This is a genomic window from Streptomyces sp. NPDC006487, assembly GCF_042870555.1.
Taxonomy (GTDB): Bacteria; Actinomycetota; Actinomycetes; order Streptomycetales; family Streptomycetaceae; genus Streptomyces.
In genome coordinates, this window is sequence record NZ_JBIAHN010000003.1 from 403,859 (window position 1) to 420,082 (window position 16,224).

Here is a 16,224-nt window from a genome sequence, read left to right on the forward strand (position 1 = left end):
GGCGAGCAGTCCGAAAAGCCCCTGCCCGCCCGCCGCACCGAGAGCCCTCACAGAGAGATGACCATGGTCACCACACACCCGAAGCACGTCGAGGCCCTCATCATCGGCGGGGGGTACGCCGGCCTGCTGGCCGCATCCGTGGTCGGCCTGGCCGGCTACGACGTACTCGTGCTCGCGGGCGGCCAACCCACCACCCGGCCACGGGAAGCGGGTGTCGAACCGGCTCGGCACGGCGAGGTGCTCCACGTCGGCGGGATGTGGGACGTCAACGATCTGGCCTACGGCTCGGGGGCGATGCTGCAGCGCCGCGGTGCCCGGACGTTCCCCTTCCCCGCCGGTGACCACCTGTCCCGGACCCGCCCGCGGGCCTGGGGGACCCGAGAACTGCTGACGTGCAGCCGCGAACTCCTGACCGGCGTGCTGCGCGAGGTCGTCGTCGCCAACCCCGCGCGCGAGCGGGACACCACCATCCTGGACGGCGCCCATGCCGTCGGGCTCATCGGCGACGAGTCCGCGGTGCTCGGCGCGCGCGTCCGGTTCGGTGACGGGACGGAGCAGGAGGTCACCGCGCAGCTCGTCGTCGACGCGAGCGGCGCCGACGCGTGTACGGCGGACTGGCTGGAGGACCTCGGCGTCGCCCCCGTACCGGTCATCACGCGCGGCGCGGCCGGGTTCTCCGCCAGCCGTCTCTACCGGGCACCGGAGGGGCAGGCGGACCTCGCCCTGACCGCTGTCGCGGACGGTGCCCGCAGCGCCGTGGTCGTTCCGATCGAGGCCGGGTTGTGGGCCGTCACCCAGACCGCCCCGGATCGTGAACAGATCGCCGACGCGGATGCCTTCGCCCGGGCCGCGCTGGCCCTGTCGGACCCCGCCGTCGGCCGGCTCATCGCCGGGGCGAAGCCCGCGGGCGACGTGGCCGTCACCCCTGCTTCGGCCCTGCGCTGGCACCGGTACGAGCGAATCCGCGGGCCCCGCGGCCTCGTCGTCGTGGGCGACGCCCTGGCGACCTTCAGCCCCCTGGACGCACGGGGACCGCTGGCGGCCGAAGCCGCCGCCAGAGCCCTGCGCGTGGCACTCGGACGTGGCATCAGCCACCCGCGGGCGTCCCGCAGGGCCCAGCAGGCCATCGCCGAAGAGGTCGCGCACCTGTGGGCCGATCCACGGACGGACCTGATGGGCGGGGGCCGGCCCAGGCCCGCCGGCCCGGGCCTCTCCACACGCCTCTCACGCGTACGGGCGGCAGCGGGCCGGGTTCTGAAGCCGCGAACCCGCTGAACCGGAAACCGCGCCGCCCGGACCGGGCACGGACCAAGAATGGCACCGTACACGCGGGCCACAGCCGGACGTCGTCTCGCGACGCCCAGAGGGGAATCTTCCATGCATCTGTCCACACCTCTCGTACTGCAGAGCGGCGCCCGCATTGCCAACCGGATAGCCAAGGCCGCCATGGAGGAGAGCCTCGCCCGCCAGCCCGGCCAGTTGCCCGGGCCGGAGATCGAGGAGCTCTACCGCAGATGGGCACGCGGCGGAAGCGGAGTGATCATCACCGGGAACGTGATGATCGACCGACGGGCCCTCACGTCTCCGGGAACGATCGTGCTCGACGCCGAAACCGACCTGGCCCCCTTCCGCCGCTGGGCCGCGGCCGCCGGCTCGGAGGGCGGTCAGGTGTGGATGCAGATCAACCACCCCGGCCGGCAGGTCAGGTCGGACCTGCCCGGTGTCGCATGGGCGCCGTCCGACATCGGTGTCAGCCTCGGGAAGCACACGAGCACGTTCGCCCGACCGACCGCGATGACCGGGGCGGACATCCAGGCCACGATCGACCGGTTCGCCACCACGGCACGGCTCGCGGAGGAGACCGGCTTCCACGGCGTCCAGATCCACGCGGCCCACGGTTACCTCCTGAGCCAGTTCCTCTCCCCCCTCGTCAACCGCCGCAGCGACCAGTGGGGCGGCAGCCTGGAGAACAGGGCGCGGATGCTCGTGGAGGTGGTGCGAGCCGTTCGGGCGGCCGTGTCCCCGGGCTTCACCGTAAGCATCAAGATCAACACTGCCGACTTCCAGCGCGGCGGCTTCGACGTCGACGAGGTGGAACAGGTGCTCGTGTCCCTCGGAGACCTCGGCGTGGACCTGGTGGAACTCTCCGGCGGAAGCATGGAGAGCGCGGCCACCATGGGCCGCACGGCCGATGACAGGAAGCTCGACCGGGAGGCCTACTTCCTGGCGATCGCCGAGCGGCTCGTCGCTTCCGCGCCCATGCCGCTCATGCTGACCGGCGGCATCGGCCGACGCTCCTCCGCGGAGAAGGTCCTGACCAGCGGATTCGCCATGGTCGGGCTGGCCACGGCCCTCGCTCTGCACCCCGACCTGCCCACGCGCTGGCAGGAAGGCGACGACATCGAGGTTGCCGCGCCGCGCCTCAACTGGCGGGACAAGGACATCGCCAGCGCGGGCGTACTGGCCCTCGTGCGGGCGCACATGAGCCGTATCTCCCGCGGCCTGCCGCCTCGCGCCCGGACCTCCGCGTACTTCGCCCTCATCCGTGACACGCTGCGCAACCGCGGAATGACCCGGACCTACGGGCGGTGGCTTTCCCAGAACCCGGCGCCGGAGGCCACCATGCCGCTCACCGGCTGACGCCCGGGGAGGCCACGGCCTCCCCGCGCCCCCCGCTCCGGCCGATCGCCTTCCGGGGTTTCTCCGAAACCCCGGCCGCGATTCGGATGCTCCTCGGCCTAGTCTTGGACGTGCGGCCGAGTCCCAAGTGAGCGCACGTCCACGCTGGACCCACAGGGGAATACGGATCGACGCCGAAGGGCATGGGGTGCGCGGGTGAGGAGTCAGGGATGAGAATCGTGAGGAACCGGCGGCTGGAGCAAGAGATGGTACGGCTGTGCGATGAGCTGTACGCCGGCCTGGGTGAGCCCGCACCCCGCGACATCGCCGAACTGATCGACCGAATAGCCGTGCAACTCACCGCCTACCGCGGTGATCCCGGACGGCCCGTGCGCATCGTGCGCCGGGACTTCCCGCAGGGCCTCGGAATCGTTTCGGGACTCTGGCTCGACGCGGAGAACGAGGACATCATCGTCGTCGCGAAGAGCACCAGCCCCTTCCATGCCCTGGTCATCCTGGGGCACGAGATCTGGCACATGATCAAAGGCCACTGCGGTACCTACGTCCTGGGTGCGCAGGTCGCCACTCGCCTGATCGGTGACGACGTCCTGACCCCGGAGGACCTGGACGAAGCCGTGCGCCTCGTCGCCGCGCGGACACACGCCTCGGGAGGCGACGAGGCCGAGGCCGAGCAGTACGGCCGCATGCTCGGCCGGCGGTTTCGCCACTTGCTCGAAGTCGACTCCACCCAGCCGGTCCTCGAAGGTCCGGCCGCCCGCATCCAGGCCTCTCTCGGCAACGGCTGATGGACGGTTCGGACTACTACATCCCCGCAGCCGCCCTTGGCATCGCGTTCCTCTCCAAGCTCCCCGGACTGATCCGGCAGTGGAGCAACCCCATGGTCCGGTCCGTCGCGGGACTGCTCCTCATGTCCAGCGCCGGCTTCGCCTTCGCCGCGCCCCCCACGATCACCGTGGTCAACCGGTGGGTGGGGCTGCCGAACGTCTCCGCGCCGCTGGTCTACGCGATCCTCAGCGTGTTCAACACGTGCTGCATCGTGCTCCTCGCGTACTGGCGCGAGGGGTTCGGCGTCGAGGTCCGGCGCCGCGTGCGGTGGTGGTTCGCCGTGTGCGGCGCGGTGATCGCCCTGCTCACCGTGTGCTTCGTCCTGGGCGACGCGCCGGTGGAACGGCTCCGGGACCTCGACACCCATTACGCGTCCACGCCCTGGATCCGCGAAATGATCGTCATCTACCTCGCCTGGCACATCGTTGTCGGCACGGTCGTACCGGTGATGTGCTGGCGGTGGTCGCGCGTGGTCGACGGGTGGCTCCGGGCGGGCTTGCTGACCCTCGTGGCCGGCTTCGTCTTCAGCACCGGTTTCGGCCTGGCCAAGGCCGCGGCCGTCGTCGCCCGCTGGACGGGCGGTGACTGGGACTTCCTGAGCACGGACGTCGCCCCGCCCCTGGCCAGCGTCGGAGCCGTACTGACCACCTCCGGCTTCCTGTTGCCTCAGGGGCGTCGCCTGGCCAGGGCCTGGGAAACATGGCAGACCTACCGGTGGATGGGGCCGTTGTGGCGCAGGCTCCGCATCCTCATGGGCCTGCCGGTGTCCACCAGCTGGTGGACACCGCTCGGATCCCGGCTCTTCGATCGCGAAACGGACATCCACGACGATCTGCTGGCCCTGGCCCCGTACTGCGACCTCGAGATCATGACGGCCCACCGCGACAGGGCGCTCGACGACGGAGTCTGTCCCCCTGAGGCACGTGCCGCGGCCGCGGCCATGATGATCGCGTTCGCCATCGAGGCCAAGGAATCCTCCACGGGGAGCGTCGAGGACTGCCCGGAACAAGGCACTGCCGCGCTCAGCGCCGTGCTCGGCGCCGGCACCAGGGGTATCGCCCGCATCTCTCGCCAGTACGGAGCCCTCCGGCGCCACACCGCGGCCGCCCCGCCGGGAAGGCGTTCCCCGTGAACGGCCCCCGTCCCTCCTTGCCGCGCTCAGCCCCGCCTTCCACGCTGTCGGCCTTGTAATACTTTCCCAGCCTCTGCCGATACTCCCCGTCGTCCGAGCCACCCGCGAAGCGGCAGTCCTAGAGAGCAACACACGATGACCCAGCAGCCCAACGGCGCTACCGGCACCACCCGCGCCGTCATCCTCGGCGGCAGCCTTGCCGGTACACTCGCGGCCGCCGCACTCGCACCCCACTTCGGGGAAATCCTCGTCCTCGAACGCGACAAGAAGCTGCCCGACACCGCCGCGCCCCGGCCCAGGCTTCCCCAGGCCGCCCACGCCCACATGCTGTGGTCGGGTGGCGCCGACGCGATCGAGGCCCTGCTTCCCGGCACGACCGACCGGTGGCTTTCGGCCGGGGCCCACCGCGTACCGATCCCCAACGGCATGGTCTCCTACTCGCCCGCGGGCTGGTTCCGGCGCTGGACCGAGACCCACTACCTCATCGGCGCCAGCCGCGACCTCATCGACTGGGGCATACGCACCGCGGCCCTGGCCATCCCCAACGTCGGCGTGCGTACGGGCATGACCGTCACGGCGCTGGCCGGCAGCGCGTCGAAGGTGTGCGGTGTGCACGTGCGGAACGAGGACGGCGAGGAGAGCGTGGTCGACGCCGACCTCGTGATCGACGCCACCGGTCGCGGCTCCAAGGTCCTGGAGTGGCTCCGGCAGATCGGCGCCCCCACGGTGGACGAGACCGTCGTGGACGCCGGGGTACGGTACGCCAGCCGCCGGTACCGCGCCCCCCTGGGCGCCGAATCCGACTGGCCCGTCATCCACATCCAGGCCGACCCGAGGCAAGGAAAGCCCGGCCAGGTCGTCTCGATCATCCCCATCGAAGACGGCCAGTGGCACGTCAGCCTCTCCGGCACCCGCGGCGCCGAACCGAGCGCCGACGAGAACCTGTTCGAGCAGTTCGCCGGAGGAGTGCGCCACCCGCTGGCCGCCGAATTCCTCGCCCGTGCGGAGCCGATCAGCGACGTCGTCGTCTACGGCCGGACCGCCAACCGGCAGCGGCGCTTCGACAAGGCCGCGATGCCCGCCGGCTTCGTCGTCCTCGGCGACGCCGCCACCAGCCTCAATCCCGTCTACGGCCACGGAATGTCCTCCGCCGCCCTCGGCGCGCTCGCCCTGCGCGACACCGCGGCGAAGACGCCCGTGACCTCACCCAAGTTCGCCGCCCGGGCCCAGAAGGCGATGGCCCGCCCCGCCGCCGCGGCGTGGCTGCTCGCCGTCGGCCAGGACCGCTTCTATCCGGGTGCCGTCGGCAAAACGCCCAACCTGGCCGACAAGCTCGCGGCGCGCTACGTCCACCGCCTCAGCCACACCGCCATCGGCAACTTCCTCGTCGTCAAGGCGCTCACGGACGTCATGACGATGCAGAAGCCCGCCTCCGTCCTCGGCACCCCCGACGTCCTGATCGCCGCGGCACGCGGCCTGCGCAAGCCCCTGCTCGACGGTCCCGCACTCACCACGAGGGAGCAGAGCATCCTGGACCGCGAGCCCCTTCGCCGAGCAGAAAAGATCAAGACCTCCGACTAGCTCCGGCCACCACCTCGTCGGCCGCACACATGGGCGGGGCCACGGGAATTTGGCCGTGGGATCCTCGGTTGACACGCATAGTTCAACCCATGACCACCGGTTTCCCCGTCGGACGCCTGCGGGACGCCCTGGACGCGGCCGCCCGGGCCGACGGCCTGATCGCCGTGACTCCGGTCTTCAGCGCCTCCTACAGCGGGCTGTTCAAGTCCTTCTTCGACATCCTCGACAAGGAGGCTCCCCCTTCGAGGAGAGGCTGGCGGGCCTGTACGAGCGGTGATGGCCGCACGTGAGCCGCCGACCAACCGGTGCGGGAGTCAGCCGAACGCCGGGATGACGTCCGAGCCGTACGCGTCGATGGTCGCTTCCCTCGCGTCGTGCATGTCGTAGACGGCGAACTGGTCGACGCCCAGGTCGCGCAGGGCCCGGAGCTTCTCGATGTGGGCCTCGGCGGGGCCCAGCAGGCAGAAGCGGTCGACGATCTCGTCCGGGACGAAGTCCGCCGACGGGTTCCCGGCGCGGCCGTGGTGGCTGTAGTCGTATCCCTGCCGGGACTTGACGTACTCGGTGAGCTCGTCGGGGACCATCCCCGAGTGCTCGCCGTAGCGCGAGACCAGGTCGGCGACGTGATTGCCGACCATTCCGCCGAACCAGCGGCACTGGTCGCGGGCGTGGGCCAGGTCGTCGCCGACGTACGCCGGGGCCGCCACGCAGATGGTGATCGCGTCCGGGTCCCGGCCAGCATCCACGGCAGCCTGCCGTACGGCTTTGATCATCCACTCGGTGAGGAAGGGGTCGGCGAGCTGGAGGATGAACCCGTCCGCCTTCTGTCCGGCCAGGGCCAGTGCCTTCGGCCCGTACGCCGCCATCCACACCGGCAGCTTCCCGTCCTTGATCCAGGGGATCCGCAGCGCGTTGCCGTCGACCTCGGCCTCGCGCCCCTCCGCAAGGTCACGGATGACGCCGATGGCCTCCCCGAGCCGGGCCAGGGTGTTCGGGGCCCGGCCGGCGACCCTCATCGCCGAGTCGCCGCGGCCGATCCCGCAGACGGTGCGGTTGCCGTACATGTCGTTGAGGGTGGCGAAGGTGGAGGCGGTCACCTCCCAGGTGCGGGTGCCGGGGTTGGTGACCATCGGGCCGACGTGCATCCGCTGGGTGTTGGCCAGGATCTGGCTGTAGATGACGAACGGCTCCTGCCAGAGGACCGCCGAGTCGAAGGTCCAGCCGTAGCGGAAGCCGTTGCGTTCGGCCCGCTTCATGAGGCTCACGACCTGGGAGGCGGGTGGGTCGGTCTGGAGGACGAGGCCGAAGTCCATGCGGGGACTCTCCTTACAGGTACTGACAGGTGGAGCGGTGGATGAAGGCCCCGTGGCCGGCGCGGCCCGTGAACTCGCGCCGGTCGATGACGAGTTCGCCCCGGGACAGGACCGTGTCGACGCGTCCGGTGATCCGCTTGCCCTCGTACGCCGAGTAGTCCACGTTCATGTGGTGCGTCTCGGCGGAGATGACCTGCTCGGCGTGCGGATCGTAGAGGACGATGTCGGCGTCGGAGCCCGGCGCGATGGTGCCCTTCTGTGGGTAGAGGCCGAACATCCGGGCCGGGGTCGCGCAGGCGATCTCGATCCAGCGGCGGCGGCTGATGTGCCCGTCCAGGACCGCCTGGTGGAGGAGGTCCATGCGGTTCTCCACCCCCGGGAGGCCGTTGGGGATCTTCGAGAAGTCGCCGCGGCCCAGCTCCTTCTGGCCCCGGAAGCAGAAGGGGCAGTGGTCCGTGGAAACCACCTGGAGGTCGTTCGTCCGCAGGCCGCGCCAGAGGGCCGCCTGGTGCTCGCGCGGCCGGAGAGGGGTGGAGCAGACGTACTTGGCGCCCTGGAAGTCGGGCTCCTCCAGGTTGTCGGTGGACAGGAAGAGGTACTGCGGACAGGTCTCCCCGAAAACCGGCAGGCCCTTGTCGCGGGCGGCCGCCAGCTCCGCGACCGCTTCCTCCGCCGAGACGTGGACGACGTAGAGGGGGGAGCCGGCGACCCGGGCGAGCTGGATGGCGCGGTGCGTCGCTTCGGCTTCGAGGAGCACCTTGCGGACCTCGCCGTGGTGGCGGGGGTCGGTCTCGCCACGGGCCAGGGCCTGTTCGACCAGGACGTCGATCGCGATGCCGTTCTCGGCGTGCATCATGATCAGCCCGCCGTTGCCCGCGGCCCGCTGCATCGCCCGCAGGATCTGCCCGTCGTCGCTGTAGAAGACCCCGGGGTACGCCATGAACAGCTTGAAGGAGGTGACCCCCTCCCCCACCAGGTGGTCCATCTCCTTCAGGGTCCGCTCGTTGACGTCCGAGAGGATCATGTGGAAGGCGTAGTCGACGGCGCATTTGCCGTCGGCCTTGTCGTACCAGGTGTCCAGGCCCTCGCGCAGGGCGTGGCCCGGTGTCTGGACGGCGAAGTCCACGATGGTGGTGGTGCCGCCCCAGGCGGCGGCCCGGGTGCCGGTCTCGAAGGTGTCGGAGGCCGCCGTGCCGCCGAAGGGCAGTTCCATGTGGGTGTGGGCGTCGACCCCGCCGGGGATGACGTACTTCCCGCTCGCGTCGATCGTCCGGTCGGCCGTCCAGGTTTCGGCGGCCGCCGTCCCGTGTGCCGCGAGGGCGGCGACCCGGCCGTCCTCGATCAGCACGTCGGCGTGGAGCTCGTCGGATGCGGTGATGACGAGCCCGCCGCGGATGAGGGTGCGGATGCTCATGTACGTCTCCCCCGGTGTTAGTCGATGCTCCTGAGGGCCTCGGCGAGGATCTCGGCGCCCTCTTCCGCCTCGGCGACGGTGAGGGAGAGCGGCGGCGCGATGCGCAGCACGCTGGTGTTGTGGCCGCCGCCCTTGCCGAGCAGCAGGCCGCCGGCCCGGGCTGCCTCCAGTACGGCGGCGGCCGCGTCCGGGTCGGCCTGGTCGGTGCCGGGTTTCGTCAGCTCCAGGCCGGCCATCAGGCCCCGGCCGCGTACTTCCCGTACGGCCGGCACCGCGGCGGCGATGGCCCTCAACCGCTCCAGGAGCAGGCCGCCGACGCGGCGGGCATTGCCCTGGAGGTCGTGTTCGAGCAGGTAGGCGAGGTTCGCGTTGCCGGCCGCCATGGTGACCGGTGAACCGCCGAAGGTGGAGATGGAGTTGGAGTCGAGGCAGTTCATCACCTCGGCTCGGGCCACGACTCCGCCGATGGACATGCCGTTGCCGATGCCCTTGGCGAAGGTGATGATGTCCGGCGGGCCGTTCTGGGCGTGGGCCTGCCAGCCCCAGAAGTGGTCGCCGGTACGGCCCCAGCCGGTCTGCACCTCATCGCTGATCCAGAGGATGCCGTGCCGGTCGAGGACCTCGCGGAAGGACCCGTAGAGCCCGTCGGGCGGTGAGGTGAACCCGCCCACGCCCTGCACCGGTTCGGCGATGAGCGCGGCGACCCCGCCGCGCGCCTGGCCGAGCACGTCCTCCAGGTCGGCGACGGCCGCGGCGGTGAAGGCGGTGTCGTCGAGGTGGGCGAAGGGGCCGCGGGTGCGGACCGCGCCGTGGACGTAGTACGTCTGGAGCGGCGAGAGGCTGGTCGGGGACCAGCCGCGGTTGCCGGTGATCGAGACGGTGGAGAAGGACCGGCCGTGGTAGCTGTTGCGCATCGCCAGGATCTGGTTGGAGCGGCGGTACGTCGTCGCGAGCAGCAGGGCGGTGTCGTTGGCCTCGGTGCCGGAGGTGGTGAAGAAGACCCGGGCGTCGGGGATGCCGGACAACGCCGAGACGCGCTCGGCCAGTTCGATCATCGGGCGGTTGAGATACAGGGTGGAGGAGTGGATGATCCGCCCGGCCTGTTCGGAGACGGCCTTGGTGACCTCGGGCAGGGCATGGGCGGTCATCGTGGTGAGGATGCCGCCGAAGAAGTCCAGGTAGCGGTTGCCGTCCGCGTCCCAGACGTGGCGGCCCTCGCCGTGGGTGAGTTCGATGGGGCGGTCGTAGTAGAGCGCGAGCCAGTCGGGCAGGGCGGAGCGGTGCCGGCTGTGCAGGGGGATCGGGTTGGTCACGGCTGTACGAGTCCTCCGTAGGCGTCGGGGCGGCGGTCGCGGTAGAAGGCCCACTGGTCGCGGACCTCCTTGATGAGGTCGAAGTCGAGGTCGCGGACGAGGAGTTCCTCTTCCTTGTCGCTGGCGACCTCCCCGACGAACTGCCCGCGCGGATCGACGAAGTAGCTGGTGCCGTAGAAGTCGTTGTCGCCGTACTCCTCCTGGCCGACGCGGTTGATGGCGGCGACGAAGTACTCGTTGGCCACGGCGGAGGCCGGCTGCTCCAGCTGCCACAGGTACCCGGACAGGCCGCGGGAGGTGGCAGAGGGGTTGTAGACCAACTGGGCTCCGGCCAGACCCAGTTCGCGCCAGCCCTCCGGGAAGTGCCGGTCGTAGCAGATGTAGACGCCGATCCGGCCGACGGCGGTGTCGAAGACGGGGAATCCGAGGTTTCCCGGGCGGAAGTAGTACTTCTCCCAGAAGCCCCTGACCTGGGGGATGTGGTGCTTGCGGTACTTGCCGAGGTAGCTGCCGTCGGCGTCGATGACCGCGGCGGTGTTGTAGTAGAAGCCCTCGGACTCCAGCTCGAAGACCGGTACGACGATCACCATGCCGGTCTCGCGGGCGAGGTCCTGCATCCGCCGGACGGTGGGGCCGTCCGGGACGGCCTCGGCCCAGCGGTAGTGCTCGGGCTCCTGGACCTGGCAGAAGTAGGGGGCGTTGAAGACTTCCTGGAAGCCGATGATCTTCGCACCCTGGGCGGCCGCCCTGCGGGCGTGCTCCTCGTGTTTGGCGATCATCGACTCGGTGTCTCCGGTCCAGGTGGCCTGGACGAGTGCGGCGCGGACGACTTGGGCCATGAGCTGCTCCTCGCGACGGGTACGCCGGCTTCTACGCACGTAGAGGGTGTACGACGGCTGCGCGTAGGGAGTTGAAGGTAGGCCTCGGCCAGGCCCGGGGCAAGACCGCCTTGCGCGGTTGGAGTAGTCGATCAGCAAACGCAGGAGTTACGTCGCCTGGTGGTCGTTTCCGGTCAGGCGACGGGCAGATTCGCGACTCGAAGGGCATGCAACAGGTCACGGTGGTGAGCCCCCGAGAGGGCTTCGGCGGCGCGGAGCAGCCGGGGTGCGAACCACGGGGGGTCCCGGCGGGCGAGCCGCGCCGATTCCTCGGCGGTGCGGACCCGGACGAAGGCGGCGAGCAGCGCGTCGGCCTCCTGGGTGTGGCCCGCCGTCCCGAGCACGAGGGCGGTCTCGGCGATCTCCGCGGCCGGGCGGGCCGCGCCCTGGCGCAGCAGGGCATCGCGGTCGGCCGGCCCGAGCGCGGCGGCGGCAGCGGCGAACCGGGCGGGCGGCAGGGAGGCCGCCTCCCAGAGCAGGGTGGCCCAGTCCGCGGCCAGGCCGGCCCGTCGCAGCTCCTCCCCCAGCCGGACCAGCTGCTCGGCGGGCCCGGCCGCGGCCTCGCAGAGCAGCACGTGCGCCTCCCCGCTCCGCCCCTGCCCCCGCAGGGCCACGAGCCCCTCCACGAAGCCACCGGCGGCCCCGGCCCACTGCGCGGGCGCGCCGTGCGGGGCCCCTCCGGGGGTGGGGCCGGGAGCGGAGCCGGGCCACTCGGTGGAGTCTGCGGGCCGGGTCCAGGCCGCCTCGCCCGCCGGCCCGGACCCGGGATGCCCGCCCGCCGGCCCGGATGCGACGTGGTCGCCCGTACGCCCGGACCCGGCGTACTCGGCCGCCGGCCCGGACCCGGCGGAGTCCCCCCGGCCCGGAGCGGCGGATGCGCGCTCGGGGCCCGTTCCTCCGGCGACCGTGCGGGCGGGCTCGGGCCGGGCTCCGCGGGGCGGGTCCGGCTGCCCGCCCGTCGAAGCGTCCCCTTCCGGTGTCGCGGTCCCCGCCGGACGGGCGGGCCGCCCGAAGCGGGCTCCGCGCAGGGGCGTGTCGGATGACGGCTGCCCCGGGGGCATGGTGACGGCCTCGGCTTCGGGAGCCGCCGCACCCGCGTACCGGGCCCCGCCGCTGCGCCGCGCGCCGCGCAGCCACCGCCCCTCGGCCCGGCCGACCGGCTCCCCCGCCGCTTCCGGCACCGGGCCCGGCTTCACGTCCGGGGCCGCGCCCGAGGCCGGACCCGGGGCGTCCGCGGGCGCCCCGGCCCACGCCGCATCCCCGGACCCCGCCCGCGTCCCCTCCCGGATCTCTTCCCGCGGTCCCGGCCATGCCGCGCCCGGCGATGTCGCGGCGCGCTGTGCGGGCACCCCGTTCAGGGGCTCCGGCCGCGCCGGCGACGGCCGTCCGGGCCGGTGGGCCCGCGGGTGGCCGGTCCCGGGGGCCACCGCCTCCAGGCGGGCCGTCAGGTCCTCGTGGCGGGCGGTCGCGCGGGCGTCGTCGTCCCGGGTCCAGGAGAGCTCCCGGGACAGGGCCTCGGCCTCCGCGGGGTCCGTCGTTTCCGCCAGCCGCGCCGACAGTGCGCGCAGGGCCGCCCGGGCCCGGGCTCGCTGCTCCGCGGCCGAGGCCAGCAGCGTGCGCAGTTCCTCGACCCCGCCCGGCATCCGGTCCCAGACGCCGACGGCCGCGGCCCGCAGTCCGGCCGCGTACCGCGCCTCCCGCACGAGCGCCCCGGGGGCCGCCGATGCCGCCAAGTCCCCGAGCAGTGACTCCAGTACGTCCCACGGAGGCAGCGCGGCTCCGTCCAGACAGGCCCGCATGCCCTCCGGGTCGCGCCGCAGGAACTCCCCGTACCAGCCTGTCCCGGGATCCAGTCGCTGCGTCAATCCCCGCATGTACCCGGAGAGTTGGCCGATCACCTGCGAAGTCGCGGTCTCCATCCCCGCATTGGATCCCACCCGTGTTACGGGCGGGCTACAGGAGTCTCAAAGCTTGACGGCGGGCGGGGCAAAGGTGACCGCGATCGCGGTGTGCGGCCGCCCGCGCCGGACGATGGCGGCCGGCACGTCGAGCATCCAGAACTGCCACGTGTACTTGCGCAGCATCAGCTTCCGCACCCGCTTCAGCCCCGCCTCGTCCAGCAGCCGCGCCTCGCCCTCGGCCGCGGCGGCCCCTTCGGCGACCTGTCCGCGCACGTCGCAGGGCACGACCGTGACCCGGCCGTTGTTGCGGATCCGTTTCACCTTCCACGCGTCGTTGCGCGTCCACACGTACAGCTCGCCGCCGTCCGCCACGGCCCACACGGGCGTGGCCACCGCCGTGCCGTTCTTGCGGAAGGTGGCGAGACTGACGTACCTCGCTCTGCCCAGCTCCTCGATCGTCATGCGCCCGACCCTACGCCGCCGCCCGGTCAGCGGGAGGTGACGGCCCGCTCCAGCAGGCTCCGCAGCAGCCGCTGCTCCTCCGGGGCGAGCCCGGACACCGGCGAGTCCACGGAGAGGAGTCCGAGGAGCCGCTCGCGCAGGGCGGCGCCCTCGGGTGTGAGGACGAGCTGCTTGGCGCGGCGGTCGGTGGGGTGCGGGTGCCGTTCGATCAGGCTCCGCTTCTCCAGCTTGTCGACGACGAAGGTGGCGTTGGAGGGCTCGCAGCTCATCCGCTCGGCGAGCTCCCGCATGGTGATCGGACCGCTCATCTCCCGGAGCGCGGTCGCCTGGGACGCGGTGAGGCCCAGGGTGGCGGCGCGCTCCCGTACGTGCTCGGCGATGCGGTGGGCCAGCCCGTCCACCAGCCCGCACAGCTGCCGCTCGGCGAGGACCTGGTGCTCGGGGGGTGTCGTCATGACCCCAGTTTAGCAAATCCATCAAGCCAGAATATTTGTAGCTTGAATGATTCAAGCTTGATGTTTATGGTTGGCCTCACCACCCGGCAGACCGGCCGGTGGACATCTGACGAACACTCACAAAGGAGCTCCCATGTCGGACTTGACGACGGCGACGCGCGAAGGTCGACTGAACCGGCCCTCGGGAATCCGCTCCCTGTGGCTGGGCGACACGAAGGTCTCGTACGTACCGGACGGCGACGCACGGCTCCGGCCGCCGGTACTGCTCCCGGACACCACCGACGAGGTGTGGGCCGCCCGCCCGGAGTACCTGGACCCCGCGGGCCGCCTCGTGGCGAGCGTCGGCGCCCTGCTGGTGGAGCACGGCGGCCGCGCGCTGCTGATCGACGCGGGGGTCGGCCCGCAGACGCTTCAAGCACCGGACGGCCCCCTCGCCGAAATCCACGGGGGCGCGCTCCCGGACAGCCTGGCCGAACTCGGTCTTGCCCCCGGGGACATCGAGGCGGTGGCCCTCACCCACCTCCACTCCGACCACATCGGCTGGGCCGTCCACCCCGTCCCGGGCGAGGACCGGCCCCTCTTCACCCGCGCCGAGTACCTGATCGCCGCGCCCGAATGGGACCGGATCGACCTCCTCGCGGCGGAGGGCACGACCGAGCGGGTCGCCGCCCTCGCGCCGCGCGTGCGCACGCTCGACGACGGGCAGGAGATCTTCCCCGGGGTCCGGGTGCGGATCGCCCCCGGCCATACCGTGGGGCACGCCGAGTACGTCGTCACCGGGGGCGGCCGGCGCCTGATCGCCTTCGGCGACGCCGCCCATTCGCCGGTCCAGATCGACCACCCCGAATGGTCCTCGGCCTTCGACCACGACCTCGCCCGGACCGCCGTCCACCGCCGCCGGCTGGTCGCCGAACTCGCGGAGCCGGACACCATCGGCTTCGGCGTCCACTTCGCCGACGTGCCGTTCGGGCACGTCCGCAGGACCGGCGACGGCCCGGCCTGGCACCCCGTGGACGCCTGAGAGCGGCCACGGCCCGGGCCGCGCCTCAGGCGGCCGGCGCCGCCTCCCCGTGGGTGAGGGTCTCCCACGCCACGAACAGGTCGTCCGTCCCGGCCGGCCGCGTCTTCTCGACCAGCTCACGGGTGTACGGAAGTTTCGCGCCCGACCGCACCGCATAGTGCTGGAGCGCCACCTCCAGGTCGGGGCCCATCGTGCGCTCCAGCTTGCCGCCGCAGAGCCACCCGGGGGCCTCTTCCCCCAGCTGGTACTTCGAGTGGAACTCCAGCGCCGCCCGGAGCCGCTCGCCCTGCTCCCCGTACAGGTCGACGCCCTGGTGCCAGGCCGTCTCCGCGATGTGCGCGGACGCCGCGAGGGCGTAGCCGACGTGCATCAGGTTGCGGCAGGTCTCCTGGGCGATGCCGTCGACGTAGGCCCCCTGGCCGAACCAGTACGACGTGACCTCGTCCGGTGAGTCGATGCCGGTGCGCGGCGGGGCCAGCGGGTGCGCACCGTCCCGCTTGAGGTAGAAGTACGCCGGAACGCGCTCCCGGAACCGCTCGAGGGACTCCCGGAAGACGGCCCGGTCCTCCAGGAAGACGGAGATGCCCAGGGCGGCGTCGGTCATGGCCAGCTCCCAGTTGCCGTTGTACGACGGCACCTGCGCACGGACGGCCGGGAGGTAGGCGGTGCGCAGCATCTCCTTGAAGCGGGCGACCCGCCCGTCCCCCCAGCCCGGGTAGTCGGCGTGGACGATCTCGGCGGCGCGCGCCCAGGTGGAGCCGGACCAGGCGGCCTGGAGGCCCGCGTTGTCCTCGGCGTGACGTTTCATCACGGCCGACCAGGCGTCCATGATCTGCACGGCCTTGCGGGCGTGGGAGGCCTTGCCGTTGACCGACCACAGCAGGGCGTGGGTGTACGCGGCGATCGCGTCCTGCCGTTCGTCGAGGCAGGACTGCGGGCCCGAGTTGAAGGGGCAGGGCACCACGTCGGCCGGGTGCGCCTCGTAGTCGAGGGAGGCGTATCGGCTCTTCAGGAGCGCCTGGTACGCCGAGTTCCACGGCTCCTTGCCGGCCGCGACCATCTGCTTCGCGTGCTGGAGCCGGGTGTGGCTGACGACGACGCCCGGGTGGCGGAAGACCACGTCGCCCGGGTCCTTGGCGTGGGCCCGGCCTTCGGGGGCGGCACACGCCGCGAGCAGCAGGCCGCCCGCGAGGAGGGCGCCCACGAGTCCGAGGCCGAGTCGCTTGGATGCGGATGCGTTCATGTCTGACACGCCTTCACGCTTGCCCCGCGCCCCGGCCCTCTCACCG

The 16,224-nt window shown here is 71.9% G+C and carries 15 protein-coding genes; 7 read left to right on the forward strand and 8 right to left on the reverse strand.

Annotation, left to right across the window (positions count from 1 at the left end; translation table 11 throughout):
• The first annotated feature begins 63 nt into the window (after window positions 1-63).
• The 6 genes from ACFYM0_RS07015 (at window position 64) to ACFYM0_RS07040 (ending at window position 6,468) form a co-directional block, all read left to right on the forward strand.
• The gene (locus tag ACFYM0_RS07015) at window positions 64-1,275 is read left to right on the forward strand and encodes an FAD-dependent oxidoreductase (RefSeq protein WP_388497470.1); all 1,212 of its coding nucleotides are present in this window, start codon (window positions 64-66) and stop codon (window positions 1,273-1,275) included.
• A gap of 102 nt (window positions 1,276-1,377) precedes the next feature.
• Window positions 1,378-2,640: an NADH:flavin oxidoreductase/NADH oxidase family protein gene (locus tag ACFYM0_RS07020; protein ID WP_388497472.1), complete on the forward strand. Its 1,263-nt coding sequence runs from the start codon at window positions 1,378-1,380 to the stop codon at window positions 2,638-2,640.
• 209 nt (window positions 2,641-2,849) lie between these two features.
• On the forward strand, window positions 2,850-3,425 hold the full coding sequence (locus ACFYM0_RS07025; RefSeq protein WP_388497475.1) for a toxin-antitoxin system, toxin component: 576 nt from the start codon (window positions 2,850-2,852) through the stop codon (window positions 3,423-3,425).
• Window positions 3,425-4,597: an MAB_1171c family putative transporter gene (locus ACFYM0_RS07030; protein ID WP_388497476.1), complete on the forward strand. Its 1,173-nt coding sequence runs from the start codon at window positions 3,425-3,427 to the stop codon at window positions 4,595-4,597. Before ACFYM0_RS07025 ends, ACFYM0_RS07030 begins: the two co-directional genes overlap by 1 nt.
• A 135-nt stretch (window positions 4,598-4,732) precedes the next feature.
• Window positions 4,733-6,178 (forward strand): NAD(P)/FAD-dependent oxidoreductase, encoded by a 1,446-nt coding sequence (locus ACFYM0_RS07035; protein ID WP_388497478.1) that lies wholly within the window; start codon window positions 4,733-4,735, stop codon window positions 6,176-6,178.
• A gap of 89 nt (window positions 6,179-6,267) precedes the next feature.
• Window positions 6,268-6,468, forward strand: coding sequence for an NAD(P)H-dependent oxidoreductase (locus tag ACFYM0_RS07040; protein ID WP_388497481.1), 201 nt, complete (start codon window positions 6,268-6,270; stop codon window positions 6,466-6,468).
• Between the two features lie 24 nt (window positions 6,469-6,492).
• Here ACFYM0_RS07040 and ACFYM0_RS07045 read toward each other — a convergent pair whose 3' ends face one another.
• From ACFYM0_RS07045 to ACFYM0_RS07075, 7 genes are all read right to left on the reverse strand, one after another.
• The gene (locus ACFYM0_RS07045) at window positions 6,493-7,491 is read right to left on the reverse strand and encodes a TIGR03842 family LLM class F420-dependent oxidoreductase (RefSeq protein WP_388497483.1); all 999 of its coding nucleotides are present in this window, start codon (window positions 7,489-7,491) and stop codon (window positions 6,493-6,495) included.
• Window positions 7,492-7,504: 13 nt separating this feature from the next.
• Window positions 7,505-8,905, reverse strand: coding sequence for a dihydropyrimidinase (gene hydA / locus ACFYM0_RS07050; protein ID WP_388497486.1), 1,401 nt, complete (start codon window positions 8,903-8,905; stop codon window positions 7,505-7,507).
• A gap of 17 nt (window positions 8,906-8,922) precedes the next feature.
• A complete protein-coding gene (locus ACFYM0_RS07055) occupies window positions 8,923-10,218 on the reverse strand; it encodes an aspartate aminotransferase family protein (RefSeq protein WP_388497488.1) in 1,296 nt (431 codons plus the stop codon).
• Complete coding sequence (locus ACFYM0_RS07060; protein ID WP_388497491.1) at window positions 10,215-11,057, reverse strand: nitrilase-related carbon-nitrogen hydrolase; 843 nt, start codon at window positions 11,055-11,057, stop codon at window positions 10,215-10,217. The genes ACFYM0_RS07055 and ACFYM0_RS07060 overlap by 4 nt, the downstream gene beginning before the upstream one ends.
• Window positions 11,058-11,230: 173 nt before the next feature.
• The gene (locus ACFYM0_RS07065) at window positions 11,231-13,015 is read right to left on the reverse strand and encodes a hypothetical protein (RefSeq protein WP_388497494.1); all 1,785 of its coding nucleotides are present in this window, start codon (window positions 13,013-13,015) and stop codon (window positions 11,231-11,233) included.
• Window positions 13,016-13,060: 45 nt separating this feature from the next.
• Window positions 13,061-13,459, reverse strand: a complete 399-nt coding sequence (locus ACFYM0_RS07070; protein WP_388497496.1) for a PPOX class F420-dependent oxidoreductase — start codon at window positions 13,457-13,459, stop codon at window positions 13,061-13,063.
• 26 nt (window positions 13,460-13,485) lie between these two features.
• Window positions 13,486-13,914, reverse strand: coding sequence for a MarR family winged helix-turn-helix transcriptional regulator (locus ACFYM0_RS07075; protein ID WP_388497499.1), 429 nt, complete (start codon window positions 13,912-13,914; stop codon window positions 13,486-13,488).
• A gap of 133 nt (window positions 13,915-14,047) precedes the next feature.
• On the opposite strand from ACFYM0_RS07075, the gene ACFYM0_RS07080 reads away from it, so the two are divergent.
• Window positions 14,048-14,935: an MBL fold metallo-hydrolase gene (locus tag ACFYM0_RS07080; RefSeq protein WP_388497502.1), complete on the forward strand. Its 888-nt coding sequence runs from the start codon at window positions 14,048-14,050 to the stop codon at window positions 14,933-14,935.
• A gap of 25 nt (window positions 14,936-14,960) precedes the next feature.
• Here the strand turns inward: ACFYM0_RS07080 and ACFYM0_RS07085 are convergent, their stop codons facing one another.
• Window positions 14,961-16,178 carry an alginate lyase family protein gene (locus tag ACFYM0_RS07085; protein WP_388497505.1) on the reverse strand — a complete coding sequence of 406 codons (1,218 nt, stop codon included), beginning with the start codon at window positions 16,176-16,178 and terminating at the stop codon, window positions 14,961-14,963.
• Window positions 16,179-16,224: the final 46 nt, after the last annotated feature.